This is a genomic window from Microbacterium aurugineum (assembly GCF_023101205.1).
In the GTDB taxonomy this organism is placed as follows: Bacteria; Actinomycetota; Actinomycetes; order Actinomycetales; family Microbacteriaceae; genus Microbacterium; species Microbacterium aurugineum.
The window spans coordinates 2,163,235-2,179,310 of record NZ_CP078078.1 but is presented as its reverse complement, the minus strand read 5'-3'; the positions used below and the strand labels follow the sequence as shown (position 1 = coordinate 2,179,310).

The window sequence follows — 16,076 nt, the reverse complement described above, 5'->3', positions numbered from 1 at the left end:
GCGATCCGGGATGCGCATGGCAAGGCCGGTGGCGTGGGAGGTCCGTTGGGATGGCCGACGGCGGCGCAGGCATGTGGTTTGCCGAATGGTGGCTGCTCGCAGTCGTTCCAGAACGGGACGATCTATGTCGTCGGTGGTGTGGCTCGGGTCGTGTCGAAGGGTCCGGTTGCGACGTTCTATCAGTCCAATGGTGGTCCGGCGGGTGCGTTGGGTTATCCGGTGAGTGACACGATTCCGGTTTCGGCGAACGGTGGCGGTGTTGCGCAGGCTTTCACGAATGGTCTGGTGAATGCGGGGCCGGCTGGTGCGTTCTTGATGACGGGCGCGATCCGGGATGCGCATGGCAAGGCCGGTGGCGTGGGAGGTCCGTTGGGATGGCCGACGGCGGCGCAGGCATGTGGTTTGCCGAATGGTGGCTGCTCGCAGTCGTTCCAGAACGGGACGATCAATGTGGATGGCACGGGGAAGGTGACGATCGCCCGCTAACGTCCCGAGCGCGCGATGTCTTCGAGCGCTGCGGCCACGCGACGCGCTCCCTGTCCGTCGAATACGTGATTACACGCGGAGAAGAGCCGCTCACGAAGCGACTCTTCTGTGATGAGCCGCTCGACCCCGTGTGCGATCTCCGGCGCGGTCCCCGGGGGCGCCGGAAGGTCGGTCAGATCGATGCCCAACGAGAGCCCACCCTCGACCAATGCGCGCAGGCCCGGTCTCTGGTTGTCCACGACCGCGATGAACATCGAGGGAACGCCGATCGTGCAGATCTCCCAGGCGCTTGTCCCCGTCGCCGACACCACGACGTCGGCGCCAGCGAGAAGCTCGGGGAGAGCCGGTGTCGGAGCCAATGAGCGGAAGCCGGGCCGGTCGGCGATCAGTGCGTCTACGTCGTCCTGCCAACGCGGGGCCACGACGAGAGTCACCTCGACCGGCATCGGCAACGACAGCAGCTCGCGCGTGACTGTCACGATCGCTCCGGTCGGGTCGCTTCCTCCCATGAAGGACAGGATTTGCGGAGGCGACGTCAGGGGACGAAGCCGGTCCCGCTTGAGGCGCACGATGTCGGCCCGCACGAGCGCGAATGGAGCCCCGATGAGAGAGTGCTCCCACGGGAAGTCCGCGGCACCGAGGTTCTGATCCAGATACAGATCCACGATGAGACCACGGTGATCCGCATCGACGATGGCGAGCGTCGGCGTCACGCGAGCCATCGCGTTCACGCTATCGACGTCGATCACGTAGGAATCCACGACGACCACGTCGAAGGAATATGCATCCTCATCGGCCCAGGCGAGGTCGTGTGCCTGCACATGCTCGTGTCGTACGCCCGCCTCTGCCACACGCTCGATCAGCCAGGTGATTCCGCCGAGCTCGCCACGGAGAAGAACTTCATGACCGCGTGCGCGTAGCTCTTCGGCGAGCGTCAGACACCGCATGACGTGGCCCGTGCCGGTCTCGAACGTCGCGTCTGCGCGGATCAGGCACCTCACGGGTAATATCCTAGACAGTCGGCGGTCAACGTGATTCTCAGAGTACGACCGTCGTTCCCGGACTTGGAGGATCATCATTACCATCTTGCAGGACTCGTCGATTCTCGTCACGGGGGGCACTGGCTCGTTCGGGAAGGCGTTCATTCGCTACGCATTGGACAACCTCGGTCCCCGTCGAATCGTGATCTACTCGAGGGATGAGCTGAAGCAGTACGAGGCCCGTCAGATGTTCGCCGATGACCCGCGTCTGCGCTGGTTCATCGGCGACATCCGCGACCAGGATCGACTGCGAAGGGCTATGCATGAGGTCGACTATGTCGTGCATGCAGCGGCACTCAAGCAGGTCGACACCGCTGAGTACAACCCCTTCGAGTACGTGAAGACCAACATCGTCGGCTCGCAGAACGTCGTCGAAGCCTCGATCGACGCCGGTGTGAAGAAGGTCGTCGCGTTGTCGACCGACAAGGCCTCGAGCCCTCTCAACCTCTACGGTGCAACGAAGCTCGCCGCCGATAAGCTCTTCCAGTCGGCGAATCACTATGCTGCGAGCTACGTGACTCGTTTCAGCGTGGTGAGGTACGGGAATGTGATGGGAAGCCGCGGCTCAGTCGTTCCCTTCTTCCGCAAGCTCGCGGCCGAGGGGAAGCCGCTGCCGATCACTGACAGCCGGATGACACGCTTCTGGATCACGCTCCCTCAGGCCGTGGAGTTCGTCGTCGACTCGTTCGATCAGATGCAGGGAGGCGAGTTGTACGTGCCGCGAATCCCCAGCATGAAGATCACGGATCTCGTCGAAGCGATCGCGCCCGGAGCCGAGACGTACGAGATCGGGATCCGTCCAGGCGAGAAGCTGCACGAAGAGATGATCAGCCTCGACGACGCGCGACGAACGCTTCGACTGGGCGATCGATTCGTGGTGCTGCCGACGATCGCCAACTGGGGCTTCAATCCGCCACAGGGTGAGGATCTCCCGGACGGATTCGCGTACCAGTCCGACAGCAACGACCTGTGGCTCGATGCCCAGGGAATCCGCGAGATCCTGGAAACCTTGGACTAGTGGCACAGCCGATCCCCTACGGTCATCAGTACATCGATGAATCGGATGTCGCCGCTGTCGCCGCAGCATTGCGAGGCGAGTGGCTGACCACAGGTCCCACGGTCGCCGCGTTCGAGGCCGAGATCGCCGCGATCGCCGGGACGGACGACGCTGTGGTGGTGACGAGCGGAACCGCTGCGCTCCACGTCGCGTACGCGGCCGCCGGAGTCACTTCCGGGGACCAGGTCATTGTGCCCGCTCTGACATTCGCCGCGACGGCGTCGACCGCATCGTTGCTCGGGGCGGAGATCGTCTTCGCCGATGTGGAGGAAGACACCGGCAACATCGACCCTGAGTCGGTCGCGGCCCTCGCTACAGAGCGGACGGCCGTCATCTCGGCCGTTGACTACGCGGGTCATCCGGCTGATATCGATGTGCTGCTGCCGATCGCCCGCGCGGCTGGGGCTTTGGTCTTGGAGGACGCGGCGCACTCCATCGGCTCGACTCTCCGAGAGCGCCCGGTTGGTTCCCTCGCCGATCTGACGACGTTCTCATTCTTCCCGACCAAGAACATGACGACGGCGGAAGGGGGCGCCGTCGTCTCTAACTCCGAAGCTCTGATCACTGCCTCTCGGGGATTCCGGGGGCATGGACTCGTCCGCGACCGAGCTGAGCAGCGGTATCCGAACGAGGGCCCGTGGCATCAGGAGATCCACAAGCTCGGGCTCAACTATCGACTCCCCGATGTCCTCTGCGCGCTCGGAGTCAACCAGATCCGCCGGCTCGCCGAGTTCAAGGCGTCACGGACCGCGGTGTTCGAGCGCTACCAGGACGGACTCGGCGACCTCGACGGACTCACCCTTCCCACGAAACGCAGCGACGTGGACCCCATGTGGCATCTGTTCCCGGTGCGCGTGCATGATGGTCGTCGCCGCGAGGTTTTCGAGCGCCTGCGCGAGGAGGGCATTCTCGTCCAGGTCAACTACATGCCTGTGTACTGGCATCCCTATTACGAGGACCTCGGGTATCGTCGGGGGCTGTGCCCCGTCGCGGAGCGGTACTACAGCGAAGAGATCTCCTTGCCCATGTACGCGCATCTCGACGCAAGCGACCAGGACCGCGTGATCGAAGCTCTGCGTTCGATTCTCGCTTGAGGAGACATTGTGAACGATACGAAACAGCGCCCCCTGATCATCGCCGAGATCTCGGGCAACCACAACGGATCACTCGAGCGAGCGCTGGAGATCGTCAGGGCAGCGGCGAAGGCCGGTGCGCACGCCATAAAGATCCAGACCTATACGGCGGACACGATAACCCTAGATGTCGACACGCCAGCGTTTCGTGTCAGCGACGATCATTCCCTCTGGGGCGCGCGAACGCTCCACTCCCTATATGAGGAGGCGCACACGCCCTGGGAATGGCACGCCCCGATCTTCGCTCTGGCGCAGGAGCTCGGGATGCTGGCCTTCAGCACGCCGTTCGATGAAACGGCCGTCGAGTTCCTGGAGAGTCTCGACGTACCGATGTATAAGATCGCCTCGTTGGAGATCGTCGATCTGCCGCTGATCGAGCAGGTCGCGTCGACCGGCAAGCCCGTGATCCTCTCCGTGGGGACCGCCTCGATCGCTGAGGTGGCGCAGGCGGTGGAGGCCGCCCGGCGGGGCGGATGTGCGGATCTGACGCTCTTGGCGTGCACGAGCTCGTATCCTGCGGAGCCGGACGACGCCAACCTGCGGCGGATTCCGGTGATGAAAGAGATGTTCGGCGTCGACGTCGGCCTTTCCGATCACACGATGGGCGTCGGGGTGTCGATCGCGGCTGTCGCGCTGGGGGCCACAGTGATCGAGAAGCACGTCACCCTGCGTCGCGCGGACGGGGGAGTGGATTCGGCATTCTCTCTGGAACCCGAGGAGCTTCGACTGCTGGTCGAGGGCTGCGATGCGGCTGTGCGCGCGCTTGGTAGTGCGGACGTGTGGGCTACGGGTGCGGAGTCCGAGTCTCTCCGGCTCCGCCCGTCGCTTTACGTCGCCGCAGATGTAAAGGCAGGTGATGCCGTGACGACCCACAACGTTCGCAGCGTGAGGCCTGCGGGCGGCCTGCCACCTTCGGACCTGCCGCGCGTGCTGGAGCGAACCTTCGTCAGGCCGGCGGCAAAGGGAACTCCGGTCAGTTGGGACCTTCTCCGCTGAGTTGCGTGGACGTTGCTGGAGCCGATGTCATCCTGATAACGCCATCTGCTGACCGGTCCATCTCCGTGAACCCGCCCGCAGCGAACAGAGATCGGCTAGCGGTGTTCTCTTCTCTGACTCGCGCTATGACGTTCGTCGTCGAGGGGTGCGCCGCTGCGTAGGTGGCCATCCCCGCCCGAAGAAGTGGCAAAGACAGCCGTCTTCCTCGTTGGGCCGGTGCAACCGTGATGCTGACCTCGGCGGCGCCCGCCTCGTCCTGATCGAAGCGAACCGTTCCGATCGCTGTCCCACCCACCTCGCCGATGTACAGCGTGCGGAGAGGATCGCTGAGTGTACGTGTCAGCCAGGCGACGTGGGTCTCCCAATCGACGCTCGCGGAACTCAATGAGGCGACACGCGTCTCGGGATCATTCCGCCAGGACAGGAGGAGACCAGCGTCCCCGGGCGTTACGGCGCGGATGATGATCACGGTGATCATCCTAACCGTCGTCCCGAATACACTAGGGACATGGTGCTCGCGATCCTCCAGGCCCGAACAAGCTCTGCACGGCTCCCTGGCAAGGTGCTTTCACCGATTCTCGGAGTTCCGCTGATCCTTCGTGCTCTCGAGCGAATCGCCCGATCCCAGCGGATCGATGCGATCGTTCTTGCAACGTCCACGGATCGGAGTGACGATCTGCTTGCGGAAACTGTCGCAGACGCGGGGTATCGGGTGCACCGTGGACCGCTCGACGACGTGCTCACCCGATTCATCCAAGTGATCTCCGGTGAGGACGATTCCGAGGCGATCGTGCGCCTCACCGGAGACAACGCACTCTGCGATCCTTCGGTGATCGACGATGTGATCGACGCGCATGAGCGAAGCGGGGCCGACTACACGGCGAACACGCTGGAACGTTCGTATCCCAGGGGGCTCGACGTCGAGGTGATCCGGGCAGCCGCTCTCCGGGAAGCGGATCGGATCTCGAACGCGCCGGACGAACGAGAACATGTCACTCTAGGCATCTATCGACGTCCTGACGTCTTCGCACTGCACTCCGTCACGCAGCCGCAGAATCGATCAGATCTTCGTTGGACCGTGGACTATCCGGCAGATCTGGAGTTTGCTCGTGGTATCTACGAGCGTCTCTACGATCAGCAGCCGGCGTTCGGCCAGGCGGAGGTGCTTGCGCTGCTCGAGGAGAACCCGGAGCTGGTTCGGCGCGAGTCCGATCAAGGGTGATCTCTGCGTCGTTCAGTTGTCTCGCCGGGCCAGGGGATAGACTACTCGGGCTTGCGACGGCACCCGCCGTCGCGTCCGAATGAGTGGGCCAGTGACTGAAACCCGAGATCTTTTTGCCGCCGTCCCGCGTTCCGAGTTCGATACCCCGGGAAAAAGCCGCGGGCTGATCGATGTCGTGCGCTGGCGCTATCTTCTGAGCCTTCTGGTGCGCACAGGCGTGACCACGCGCTATCGCAACTCCGTGTTGGGATGGACCTGGTCGTACGTGCGACCTGCAGCGCAGTTCCTCGTCTTCTGGATCGTTCTCGGGCTCTTCATGAACCTCGACAAAGGCATCCCGAACTACGCTGTCTACCTCTTCTCCGGAATCGTGGTCATCAACCTCTTCTCCGAGGCGTTCAAGAACGCGACGACTTCGATCGTGGGCAACGCGCCTCTTGTGCGCAAGGTGTTCCTCCCTCGGCAGCTCTTTGCCGTATCCGCCGTGATCGTGGCCTTCGTGCACTTCCTCCCGCAAGTCGGGCTTCTCCTCATTGTGTGCGCTCTCCTGGGCTGGTTCGCGCACGTGTCCGTTCTCGCGGTGCTCGCGATCGTGGCCGCGATGATCATCGTGATGGTATTCGCGCTCGGCCTGGGCCTGCTCTTCGGTGCTGCGAACGTGCGGTTTCGGGACGCTGAGAACATCGTCGAGTTGTTCTTGTTGCTTGCGACATGGGCATCGCCGGTCTTGTATTCGTGGGTCATGGTTCAGGACGCCGTCGTGAAGACCCTGGGTTGGCCGCAGTGGCTCGTCGAGGTCTACCTACTAAATCCGCTCACGCAAGGCGTCGAGCTCTTCCATTTCGCGTTCTGGCGTCCCGCGACGGAGGCGATGACCTCAGCCCCCGGCTATGCCGGACTTCCTATGGATGCTCTCCCGCCCGGCCTTGCGATGAACACGCTTTGGACGTTCATCATCGCGATCGGGACACTGTTGATCGGCCAGTTCGTCTTCCGCCGCCTCGAGGGAAAGTTCGCCCAGGATCTATGAGCACGACGCAGACACTTCGTCCCAGCATCATCATCGACGGCGTGAAGAAGCACTTCACGCTCAATCACGCTTTTTCGCTCAAGGACACCGTCGTTTCTTGGTTCAAGCGGCGCAAGCTCACGAGCCAGTTCGAAGCGCTCAAGGGCGTGGACATCAGCATCGGCGAGGGGCAGTCAGTCGCCATCCTCGGGTTCAACGGCTCGGGGAAGTCGACGCTGCTCAAGCTGATCTCCGGCGTGATGGAACCTGATGAAGGGCAGGTGTTGACTCGGGGACGCGTGGCTGGACTCATCGAGGTCGGTGCGGGTTTCCATCCGGAATTGTCCGGCCGGGAGAACGTCTTCCTCAACGCCGCGATCCTCGGAATGAAGAAGCATGAGATCGAGGGGCGCTATGACGAGATCGTGGCGTTCAGCGAGATCGAACAGTTCATCGACCAGGAAGTCAAGCACTATTCGTCGGGTATGTTCATGCGTCTGGCCTTCTCCGTCGCCATTCACGTAGAACTCGACGTGCTGTTGGTGGACGAGATCCTTTCTGTCGGCGATGCTCCGTTCCGAGAGAAGTGCCGTCTGAAGTTCGAGGAGCTGATTGCTCAGGGCAAGACGCTCGTGATCGTGAGTCACGACATGGAGATGGTTCGGGAACTCTGCACCAGAGGCATCGTGATCAACCGAGGTGAAGTCGTTTACGACGGTGACGTCGAGGGTGCGATCGCCCTGGTGGACGCCTGATGCTGTCGTGGGCCGGGCAAGTTCCCGCGCTCCTCGTCGCCATAGCGGTCATCGTGTTGCCTGGCCTGCCAGCCGCGATGTGCCTGAGGGCTAGCCCATTGCTGCGGGCGGGAGCCGCCGTCGCGCTTTCGCTCGGGATCGTTGCCACGGCAACCGTGATCGCGCCCGTCTTCGGCCTCGCATGGTCTCCGCTGCCCGTAGCCATCGTCGCATCGATCGTCACTGCTATCGCGTCGTTGCTGCGCTGGACAGGGCGGGGCGTTCCTGGGCTCGGTGGTTCGCGGACACCTGCTGTCTGGGGCGCGCTGGGTGCCGCATTCACCGGCTGGGTCGTGGTCGTGGCGCTCGGTATTGCCGATCCGACGCACCCTAGCCAGCTCTACGACGGACTATTCCATCTGAACGCGGTCGAGTTCATCACCCAGACCGGTGATGCGTCGCCCCTCCACATGACGATGGTGACGCCTGGCGCCGCGACGGGCACGTATCCCACGCTGTGGCATGCGATCGTCGCCTTGGTCGTGCCTGTCTCAGGAGGCGTGGTCACCGCGACGAACACTGTGACGGTGGCGGTGATCGCCGTGATCTGGCCGCTCGCGATGGCTTGTCTGGCATCAATTCTCTTCCCCTCACGCCCGTCGGTGGCGGTGTGGGCGCCGTTGGTTGCTTTCGGCTTCAGTGTCTTTCCGCTCGGCTTCCTGACCTGGGGGGTGCTGTATCCGAACCTCCTAGGCAACCTGCTTCTCCCTCTTCTTCTTTCCTTCATCGTGCGATGCTTCGAGCCCGGCGACGGAAGAGCAGGGAAGGCCCTGTGGATCCTCACCGCAGCGGCAACAGCCGCAGCGGTCGCTGCTGCCCATCCGTCATCTCTTCTCGCGGGCGTGGCCCTCAGCGTGCCGTTCGTGGTGTGGAGAGCGCTTCGGCTCTGGCCGACGGGCGGCACGACGCGTCGTGTGGTGCTTGTCGGATCGCTGCTGCTCGGCGGCGGACTGCTGATCGCGGTCTGGCTCGCCGCGAATGTGACGACTCATGAATGGCTGCCGAACGAAACCATGAGCCAGGCATTCGGTGAGGTGGCGTTCCTGAGCCCGGTCGGGCGCACTGCGGGTCTCCTTCTCGGTCCTCTCGCCGCGATCGGTATCTGGCGGGTCGTGAAGGATCGTCAGTGGTGGATCCTGTACTCGTATGGCGTGAGCATCGCCTTTTATCTCGCTTCGGCGTGGTTCCCTGTGCTGTCGCTCCGAAGCCTTGCCGTCGGCGTCTGGTATGACGACACGACCCGGGTGGGAGCGCTTCTCGCGATGTGGGGCATCCCGTTGGCCGGACTCGGAGCCGCCGTGGTCGTCTCCTGGGTGGGTGACCGCTGGCGCAATGGATCCCGCCTTCTCGCAGGCGCGATCTCAGGGCTCTTGGTGCTGGGCGCTGCGACCCACATTCCTGCGGTCGTCAATGACCTCTCCTACATGAGGAATTCGAGTTTCGCGTTCACCCCGGACTCGCAGGGTCTTTCGTCTGATGAAGCGGCCCTGTTCGAGAAGATCGCGGGGCGGCTGAACAGTGAAGACATCGTGCTCGGCGACCCCTTGACCGGGGCCGGACTCCTCTTCGCGTACACCGGGCACCGTGTGGTCTTCCCTCACGTCACCGGCCGCTATGGAGCCGACGCTGAGCTGCTGGCACGCAGCTTCTCTGAAGGAGGCGAGGTCGTGTGTGATGCGGCCGCGCGTCTTGGAGTGACCTTCGTGCTCGACTTTGGGGATCGTCAGCTGTTTGAGAATCACTGGACAACGTTCGATGGTCTGCACCACCTTGCCGATTCGCCGTTGCTCAGCGAGGTCGATCGCGTTGGCGACGCCGTTCTCTATGAGGTCACTGGCTGCGGGTAGTGCGGTCCTCGTCTTCTTCCGCGTCGAGCAACGCGATCTTACGTGCCAGCAACGTCAGCTGTCGTTGTAGTTGCAGGTTCCTTCGATACTGCGTGTAGACGAAGGTGAGGAACATCAGGACAAGGGCGTAGAGAAGCAAGTCTGTGCCTCGTCCGACACCGATGAGGGTAGCGATCCATGTGAGCCACTGCGGGAAGAGCACGGAAAGTATCGCCGCGAGGATGAACAGCATCATGAGTAGGCGGCGGATAGCGAGGTGACTGTCGGCACCGGTTCGACGCATCACGATCAGTCCGAGAACGATGATCGCGGCGATGAGGAGGAACTGGATCCACATGCTCAGCGCACCACCAGATCGACGAGGATGTTGACGGAGTTGAGCACGCTCTGGCCTTTGCTCTTGGAATAGTCGGTATACAGGAGTTCGACCGGGTGCTCACGCCACGGGAGGCCCGTGCGCCCGAGTTCGAGGACGATCTCCGTGGCGTGCGCCATTCTGTCTTGCTTGAGGTCGATCTTTGCGGCGGCGTCGCGCCTGATCACACGGAGCCCGTTGTGCGCGTCGGTCAACTTCATGCCGGTCGTGAGGTTCGTGACGCGGATGGCTGTCTTCAACACGACTTTCTTGATCCAACCCGGGTCCGTCCGATCGTCGAGGAATCGCGATCCGAACACGATGGCGACGTCTTCAGTTCGGGCGAACTCGAGCATTTCGATGGCATCTTCGATCCGATGCTGACCGTCCGCATCGAATGTGACGATGTACTCGCAGGAATCGTGGGCCAGAGCGTACTCGATCCCGGTCTGGAGCGCGGCCCCCTGTCCGAGATTGACGGGGTGCTTCACAAGATGTGCCCCCTTTCGCGCTGCGACCTCGGCAGAGCCGTCGGTCGACCCATCATCGACGCAGACCACGTGGGGGAAATGTGGCAGGAGGCTCGTGATGACGTCTCCGATGACGCTCGCTTCGTTGTAGAGCGGTATCACGATCCATGCGGTGCTGTCGGCTTCGGAGCCGATCGGTGTTTCGCTCATGCAACCATTCTGACAGGGCGGGTGCGTGCTTTCGGCCATTCGCCAGGTGTCGCACCCGCAGCCGATAGACTAGGGAGTGCGACTGCCATGTCACGGTGGCGCAGGAAGCGTGCGAAGTGACCCACCCTACTCCCGTCCGGATTGTCGAATCCGCAGATGTGTCCCCGGCCGCGAGTGTGGGGGACGGCTCGTCCATCTGGCATCTCGCTCAGGTGCGTGAGCAGGCTCAGCTCGGCGAGAACTGCATCATCGGTCGAGGCGCGTACATCGGGACGGGCGTCGTCATGGGAGACAACTGCAAGGTGCAGAACTACGCGCTCGTGTATGAGCCGGCGCGCTTGGGCGACGGCGTCTTCATCGGTCCCGCCGTGGTTCTCACCAATGACACGTACCCTCGCGCGATCAACGAGGACGGCACGATCAAGAGCGCGCACGACTGGGAGCCTGTCGGCGTGACGATCGAGCGCGGGGCGGCCATCGGCGCGAGGGCCACCTGCGTAGCGCCGGTGACCATCGGCGCCTGGGCGACGGTCGCTGCCGGCGCCGTCGTCGTCAAGGACGTCCCCGCTTTCGCGCTCGTCGCCGGCGTCCCCGCGAAGCGCATCGGCTGGGTGGGGGAGTCGGGTGTACCGCTCGTCGTCGGTGATGACGAGAACACCTGGGTGTGCCCCTCGACGGGCGCGCGCTACATCGAGACTGACGGAACACTGACCAAGGAGATCGTGTGAGCGAGTTCATTCCCCCGGCAAAGCCCATCATCGGCGACGAGGAGCGCGAGGCCGTCGATCGTGTGCTCCGTAGTGGCATGGTCGCGCAGGGGCCGGAGGTCGCCGCCTTCGAGCAGGAGTTCTCGGCGCATTTCGTGCCCGGTCGACCGTCCGTCGCGGTGAACTCGGGTACGGCAGGCCTCCACCTCGGCCTCCTGGCGGCCGGGGTCGGACCGGGCGACGAGGTCATCGTGCCCTCGTTCACCTTCGCCGCGACCGGCAACTCGGTCGCGCTCACGGGCGGAACGCCGGTGTTCGTCGACATCGAGCCGGAGACGTTCACTCTCGACCCTGCGGCGGTCGAGGCCGCGATCACCCCGAAGACCAAAGGGATCCTCCCGGTGCACCTTTACGGGCACCCCGCGCGGATGCGTGAGCTCGAGGCGTTGGCGGCGGAGCGCGGCGTCGCTCTCTATGAGGACGCGGCGCAGGCGCACGGTGCGTCGCTCGACGGTCGTCCGGTCGGCTCGTTCGGCGAGTTCGCGATGTTCAGTCTCTACCCGACGAAGAACATGACCAGCGGCGAGGGCGGGATGGTGACGACCGCGACCGATGAGCTCGCACGTCAGGTGAAGCTCCTGCGCAACCAGGGCATGGAGCGCCAGTACGAGAACGAGGTCATCGGCTTCAATGCACGCATGACCGACATCCACGCCGCGATCGGTCGCGTGCAGCTGACCAAGGTCGACGCCTGGACGAAGACCCGCCAGTCCAACGCCGCGTTCCTCGACGCGAACCTGCAGGGCGTCGTCGTCCCGCCGGTCGCCGACGGAGCGGTGCACGTGTACCACCAGTACACGATCCGCGTCCCCGAGGACCGCGATGGATTCGTCGCCGCGCTCAAGAGCGAGTACAACGTGGGTGCGGGCGTGTATTACCCCATCCCGAACCACCGCTTGCCTTCGCTGACGCACTTCGCGCCGGGGCTCGACCTTCCGGAGACGGAGCGTGCCGCGCGCGAGGTCGCATCGCTGCCCGTGCACCCGTCGCTGAGCAGTGACGACCTCGAGCGCGTCGTCGCCGCGGTGAACGCCGTCGCGAAGGCAGGCGCCTGATGGTTCTGCGTGCGGGCGTGATGGGGCTGGGAGTGATGGGGCGCAATCATGCGCGAATTCTTGCCGGGCTCACGGGAGTCGAGTTCGTTGGTGTCTTTGACCCGGCGGAATCCACACCGGATTTCGTTCACGACCGCCCTGTGTTCCGCGACCTCGACGAGTTCCTCGCCCAAGACCTCTCATACGTGGTCGTCGCCGCTCCGACTGTCTACCATCTCGAGATGGGTACGCGTTTGGCGGAGAGTGGCATCCACGCGTTGATCGAGAAGCCGGTGGCTTCCACGAGCGAGGATGCTCGCGCATTGCGGGATCTCTTCGACGCGAAGGGGCTGATCGGCGGTGTCGGCCATATCGAACGATACAATCCTGCGTTGCAGGCCGCGCGTCAGCGGATCGAGGCCGGCCTTCTGGGTGACATCTATCAGGTGACCACGCGGCGCCAAGGTCCGTTCCCTGGGCGCATCGCGGATGTCGGGGTGATCAAGGACTTGGCGACTCACGACATCGACCTGACGGCGTGGGTGACACAACAGCAGTACGTGTCTGTCAATGCACGCACCACGTTCCGCAGTGGTCGTCCGCATGAGGACATGGTGCTGGCGGTGGGGACGCTTTCTTCGGGAACGATCACGTCGCACACGGTGAACTGGTTGACGCCCTTCAAGGAACGCACGACCGTGATCACGGGCGAGAAGGGCTCGCTCGTCGCGGACACGCTGACGGCAGACCTGACGTATTTCAAGAACGGGACGATCCGCAGCGAATGGGAGCAGGTCTCGACCTTCCGTGGTGTCGTCGAAGGTGATGTCACCCGTTTCGCGCTCGAGCGCCGTGAACCGCTACTCGCCGAACACGAGGCTTTCCGCGATTCGGTGATCAACGGGGCGGCGAAAGGTATCGTGACGCTCGACGAGGGGGCCAAAGTGGTGCAGATTGCTGAAAGGATGGCCGCGGACGGACTGTTGCATCGACCATCCGCGGTAGTCGAGTGAAGCGGCCTGAGCGCACCAGGGAACTCTAGTCTGCCGTTCCTGTCGATAGGGCCCAACGTCGGACCAGATCGAGACTGTGTGACGCCCAGAACGATTCCACGTCGACGGGCGTGTTGCCCGCGCGCAGACGAGCTGCCATGGCCTCGACGTCTCGAGCATCATCGTAGGCGGGTCCGAACAGCTCGCCCACGTAGTACTCGGTGAAGGGGCTGCGACGCACCAGGACGTCGCAACCGAAGCTGGCCGCTTCGAAGAGGACGGTGCTGGCTACGCCGACCACCGCGCGGCAGTCGGCGAGCGACTCGTAGAGGTCGTCGTGGGGGTCGATCTCCACACCGACGACGTCGATCAGAGAGGGATACCGGTCGGCGAGAGTCGCGCGCTCGGAGGGGTGCGGACGGAAGCGTAACCGCCAGCCCGGCAATTTCTTGCGTAGGGCCAAAATGAGACTCGTCGTTGCATCGGGGTCAGTGATGCTGCTGGCGATCAAGGCGATGTTCTCGCGGTCTGCGACCGGTGGTGCCGACGCCATCGCCCGTTGCAGATGCGGCTTGCCGATAGTCGTCAGCGTTGCAGGATGCTGGATACTGCGGCCCCAGTACTCGCCGAAGAGAAGCAGCTCGTCTGGAATCTGCGAATGCAGGCCCTCATGGCGGAAGATGCTGCCATAGTTGTAGGCAGCGTGGGACGGGCCGATCCACCCGTGCTGAGGTTCTGCGACGTGTCGGCCATCTTTTTTCATCGCTTGGATGAGTCCGCCGCGGTGACCGTAGGACGCGTCCTCCAGGACAACGGTGTGAGGGTCGAGACGATCGATGACCGTGAGAAATGCGTCCTGCAGGAGAGGTGCTCGCCGTTCCTGGTAGCGAACCGACGCTGCGATCGTCCGCTCTTGCTCAGCGGAGATCGCACCAGAGAAGAGCGCCGCATAGCGGTGCACGAGAACATCGATCGCTGTTGCCGTCTCCGTGGACAGTTCTCTTCGATACGTACGTAGATCCGTGCGTGCGTTGATCGCGTCCAGGCTGCGCGTGCGCGGGAAGGCCGGCTTGATTCCGGGGTGCGGCGGGGTCCACTGGAGCAGAGTTGCCTCCGGGCCGAGGGCTTCTGCGAGATCGCCGACGAGCCAATTGCGCTCGTACCCGCCCTCCCGGGAGGTCGTGACGCCGCTCGCGACCATGACAACGGGGGAGCGCCCCCGAAGCCACGCTGCGTCATGCCTGGAAGGGAGGAACGACCGTGCGAGTCTGCGATAGGTCTTCGCCCGAGATTGCCGTTGGGGCACCCCGGTTTCGCCGAGTTCCACGGCGGCGAGGGCGCTCGCAAAGAACATGCGCACCCGAGGCCAGAGCGGCAATGCTGTGCCGGGGAGCGGTTCCAGGAGTTCGGAGGGCTCGGAATCCTCGACGTCGAGAAGTAGACGAACCGATCGGCTGTAGGGCAGGCCCGTTGAGGGGGTCATCGCGCCTGCTCGTCGTCTCCGAACACCGATTCCATGATGTCGCCCCAAATCTCCGACTGCTTCTCGCTCGAAAGCTCGACGGCGTGCGCGGAAGAGGCGCTCTTCCAGGATTCCACGTCGTCGACCGTGATCTCGCTCAGAAGAGCAGCGAGAGAAGACGCCTCGAAGTCGGGCATTACCCGGCCGATACCGTTCCTCGTGACGATGCGTTTCATCTCCGGCGACGGTCCGACGATGACTCCCAGGCGGGCCTGGATGAAGTCGAAGAACTTGTTCGGGAGGCACCAGGCAAGATTGAAGGTGGTCGGAGCGAAGATGCTCAGACCGATGTCGTAGCGATTGAGCGTGGGCACGAGCTGGGCATACGGAACCGCGTCGTTGAACCGGATCCGCTCATCACCGCCAGCGCGTTCCTTCAGGGACTGCAGATAGGCAGAACCATCGTCGACAAGGAAGAAGTCCAGGGTGACGTCTGCCCGCGTCTGTAGGACGGCGTCGATCATGATCTCGAGTTTGCGCTGGACGCCGGGGACGCCTGAATGGACGAGCTTGATCGGTTGCTTGACAGCGCCGGGCGTCAGGTCGTGGAAAGGCGTCGCGTTGATCACGACCGTGGACACGATGCCGAAGTTTCGGTAGTACTCGTCGGCGATGCCCTGCCCAACGGTCACGATCGCGGCCGATTTGGCCACGTATGTGCGACACAGCCACCGCACGTACGGAGCGATGAGGATGCGCCAGAGCCGCGAATGCTCATTCTGCCGAGGCGAGTATTCGTGCAGGTCTGCGATCACTCCGTGCGTCGTCGACAGAGAGCTCGCGAGGGCACTTGTCTGCGGATCGTGTGCGATGATCGCGTCCCACTGCGTGCCTGCCAGTCGCGAGCGTGCGGCGTCGTCGCGAGGACTGAGCGACGTGACCAACGGGTAGAGACGCAGAAGGAGCAGGGCCAGGTAGAGCGCGCGCCCGAGCAGACCTCCGCGATACGGTCGGCTATCGTGCAGTTCGATATGGGGGAGATCATCGAAAGGAGCCGGCCCGAATCCGGCGGTCGTGACGTCATGGTGCTGCCGGAGGAATCGAATCTGCTTGAGTGCTCGCGGTTCCCTCGCGATGGGCGTGTAAGTCAGGACGAGAATTTTTCGACGGACGGTCACAAGGAAGCTCCTCGATCGACGGAA

17 protein-coding genes are annotated in these 16,076 nt (G+C 63.5%); 11 read left to right on the top strand and 6 right to left on the bottom strand.

Annotated features, from left to right (window positions below; translation table 11 throughout):
• A partial coding sequence (locus tag KV397_RS10575; protein ID WP_407665259.1) for an LGFP repeat-containing protein occupies nucleotides 1-486 on the top strand: 486 nt, incomplete at its 5' end.
• On the opposite strand, the gene KV397_RS10570 is transcribed toward KV397_RS10575, so the two are convergent.
• Nucleotides 483-1,487, bottom strand: coding sequence for a PseG/SpsG family protein (locus KV397_RS10570; protein ID WP_153243863.1), 1,005 nt, complete (start codon nucleotides 1,485-1,487; stop codon nucleotides 483-485). The two genes, KV397_RS10575 and KV397_RS10570, sit on opposite strands and share 4 nt — an antisense overlap.
• A gap of 85 nt (nucleotides 1,488-1,572) precedes the next feature.
• On the opposite strand from KV397_RS10570, the gene pseB reads away from it, so the two are divergent.
• From pseB to pseI, 3 genes are read left to right on the top strand one after another with little or no spacing between them, the layout of a single operon-like run.
• Complete coding sequence (gene pseB / locus KV397_RS10565) at nucleotides 1,573-2,544, top strand: UDP-N-acetylglucosamine 4,6-dehydratase (inverting) (protein WP_227991530.1); 972 nt, start codon at nucleotides 1,573-1,575, stop codon at nucleotides 2,542-2,544.
• Nucleotides 2,544-3,677, top strand: coding sequence for a DegT/DnrJ/EryC1/StrS family aminotransferase (locus tag KV397_RS10560; RefSeq protein WP_131491943.1), 1,134 nt, complete (start codon nucleotides 2,544-2,546; stop codon nucleotides 3,675-3,677). The genes pseB and KV397_RS10560 overlap by 1 nt, the downstream gene beginning before the upstream one ends.
• 9 nt (nucleotides 3,678-3,686) lie before the next feature.
• Nucleotides 3,687-4,712 (top strand): pseudaminic acid synthase, encoded by a 1,026-nt coding sequence (gene pseI / locus KV397_RS10555; RefSeq protein ID WP_227991535.1) that lies wholly within the window; start codon nucleotides 3,687-3,689, stop codon nucleotides 4,710-4,712.
• Here pseI and KV397_RS17450 read toward each other — a convergent pair.
• The gene (locus tag KV397_RS17450) at nucleotides 4,690-5,190 is read right to left on the bottom strand and encodes a GNAT family N-acetyltransferase (protein WP_131491945.1); all 501 of its coding nucleotides are present in this window, start codon (nucleotides 5,188-5,190) and stop codon (nucleotides 4,690-4,692) included. The genes pseI and KV397_RS17450 overlap by 23 nt on opposite strands.
• A gap of 30 nt (nucleotides 5,191-5,220) precedes the next feature.
• On the opposite strand from KV397_RS17450, the gene KV397_RS10550 reads away from it, so the two are divergent.
• From KV397_RS10550 to KV397_RS10535, 4 genes are all read left to right on the top strand, one after another.
• Nucleotides 5,221-5,934, top strand: a complete 714-nt coding sequence (locus KV397_RS10550; protein WP_131491946.1) for a cytidylyltransferase domain-containing protein — start codon at nucleotides 5,221-5,223, stop codon at nucleotides 5,932-5,934.
• Between the two features lie 91 nt (nucleotides 5,935-6,025).
• A complete protein-coding gene (locus tag KV397_RS10545; protein ID WP_227991538.1) occupies nucleotides 6,026-6,964 on the top strand; it encodes an ABC transporter permease in 939 nt (312 codons plus the stop codon).
• Complete coding sequence (locus KV397_RS10540) at nucleotides 6,961-7,698, top strand: ABC transporter ATP-binding protein (protein WP_131491948.1); 738 nt, start codon at nucleotides 6,961-6,963, stop codon at nucleotides 7,696-7,698. The genes KV397_RS10545 and KV397_RS10540 overlap by 4 nt, the downstream gene beginning before the upstream one ends.
• Complete coding sequence (locus KV397_RS10535) at nucleotides 7,698-9,584, top strand: DUF6541 family protein (protein ID WP_131491949.1); 1,887 nt, start codon at nucleotides 7,698-7,700, stop codon at nucleotides 9,582-9,584. Before KV397_RS10540 ends, KV397_RS10535 begins: the two co-directional genes overlap by 1 nt.
• Here the strand turns inward: KV397_RS10535 and KV397_RS10530 are convergent.
• Both KV397_RS10530 and KV397_RS10525 read right to left on the bottom strand, forming a co-directional pair.
• Nucleotides 9,568-9,921 carry a DUF2304 domain-containing protein gene (locus tag KV397_RS10530; protein WP_131491950.1) on the bottom strand — a complete coding sequence of 118 codons (354 nt, stop codon included), beginning with the start codon at nucleotides 9,919-9,921 and terminating at the stop codon, nucleotides 9,568-9,570. The genes KV397_RS10535 and KV397_RS10530 overlap by 17 nt on opposite strands.
• A 2-nt stretch (nucleotides 9,922-9,923) precedes the next feature.
• Nucleotides 9,924-10,619: a glycosyltransferase family 2 protein gene (locus KV397_RS10525; RefSeq protein WP_131491951.1), complete on the bottom strand. Its 696-nt coding sequence runs from the start codon at nucleotides 10,617-10,619 to the stop codon at nucleotides 9,924-9,926.
• A 158-nt stretch (nucleotides 10,620-10,777) separates the two neighbouring features.
• On the opposite strand from KV397_RS10525, the gene KV397_RS10520 reads away from it, so the two are divergent.
• Genes KV397_RS10520 through KV397_RS10510 form a run of 3 tightly spaced genes read left to right on the top strand, consistent with a single transcriptional unit; the run spans nucleotide 10,778 to nucleotide 13,433 of the window.
• Entirely contained in the window at nucleotides 10,778-11,347 is a 570-nt protein-coding gene (locus KV397_RS10520; protein ID WP_227991542.1) for an acyltransferase, read from the top strand.
• The gene (locus KV397_RS10515; RefSeq protein ID WP_131491953.1) at nucleotides 11,344-12,441 is read left to right on the top strand and encodes a DegT/DnrJ/EryC1/StrS family aminotransferase; all 1,098 of its coding nucleotides are present in this window, start codon (nucleotides 11,344-11,346) and stop codon (nucleotides 12,439-12,441) included. The genes KV397_RS10520 and KV397_RS10515 overlap by 4 nt, the downstream gene beginning before the upstream one ends.
• On the top strand, nucleotides 12,441-13,433 hold the full coding sequence (locus tag KV397_RS10510) for a Gfo/Idh/MocA family protein (RefSeq protein WP_131491954.1): 993 nt from the start codon (nucleotides 12,441-12,443) through the stop codon (nucleotides 13,431-13,433). The genes KV397_RS10515 and KV397_RS10510 overlap by 1 nt, the downstream gene beginning before the upstream one ends.
• A gap of 25 nt (nucleotides 13,434-13,458) precedes the next feature.
• Here the strand turns inward: KV397_RS10510 and KV397_RS10505 are convergent, their stop codons facing one another.
• Nucleotides 13,459-14,613, bottom strand: coding sequence for a hypothetical protein (locus KV397_RS10505; protein WP_165875419.1), 1,155 nt, complete (start codon nucleotides 14,611-14,613; stop codon nucleotides 13,459-13,461).
• A 278-nt stretch (nucleotides 14,614-14,891) separates the two neighbouring features.
• Nucleotides 14,892-16,052, bottom strand: coding sequence for a glycosyltransferase family protein (locus KV397_RS10500; protein ID WP_131491956.1), 1,161 nt, complete (start codon nucleotides 16,050-16,052; stop codon nucleotides 14,892-14,894).
• Nucleotides 16,053-16,076: the final 24 nt, after the last annotated feature.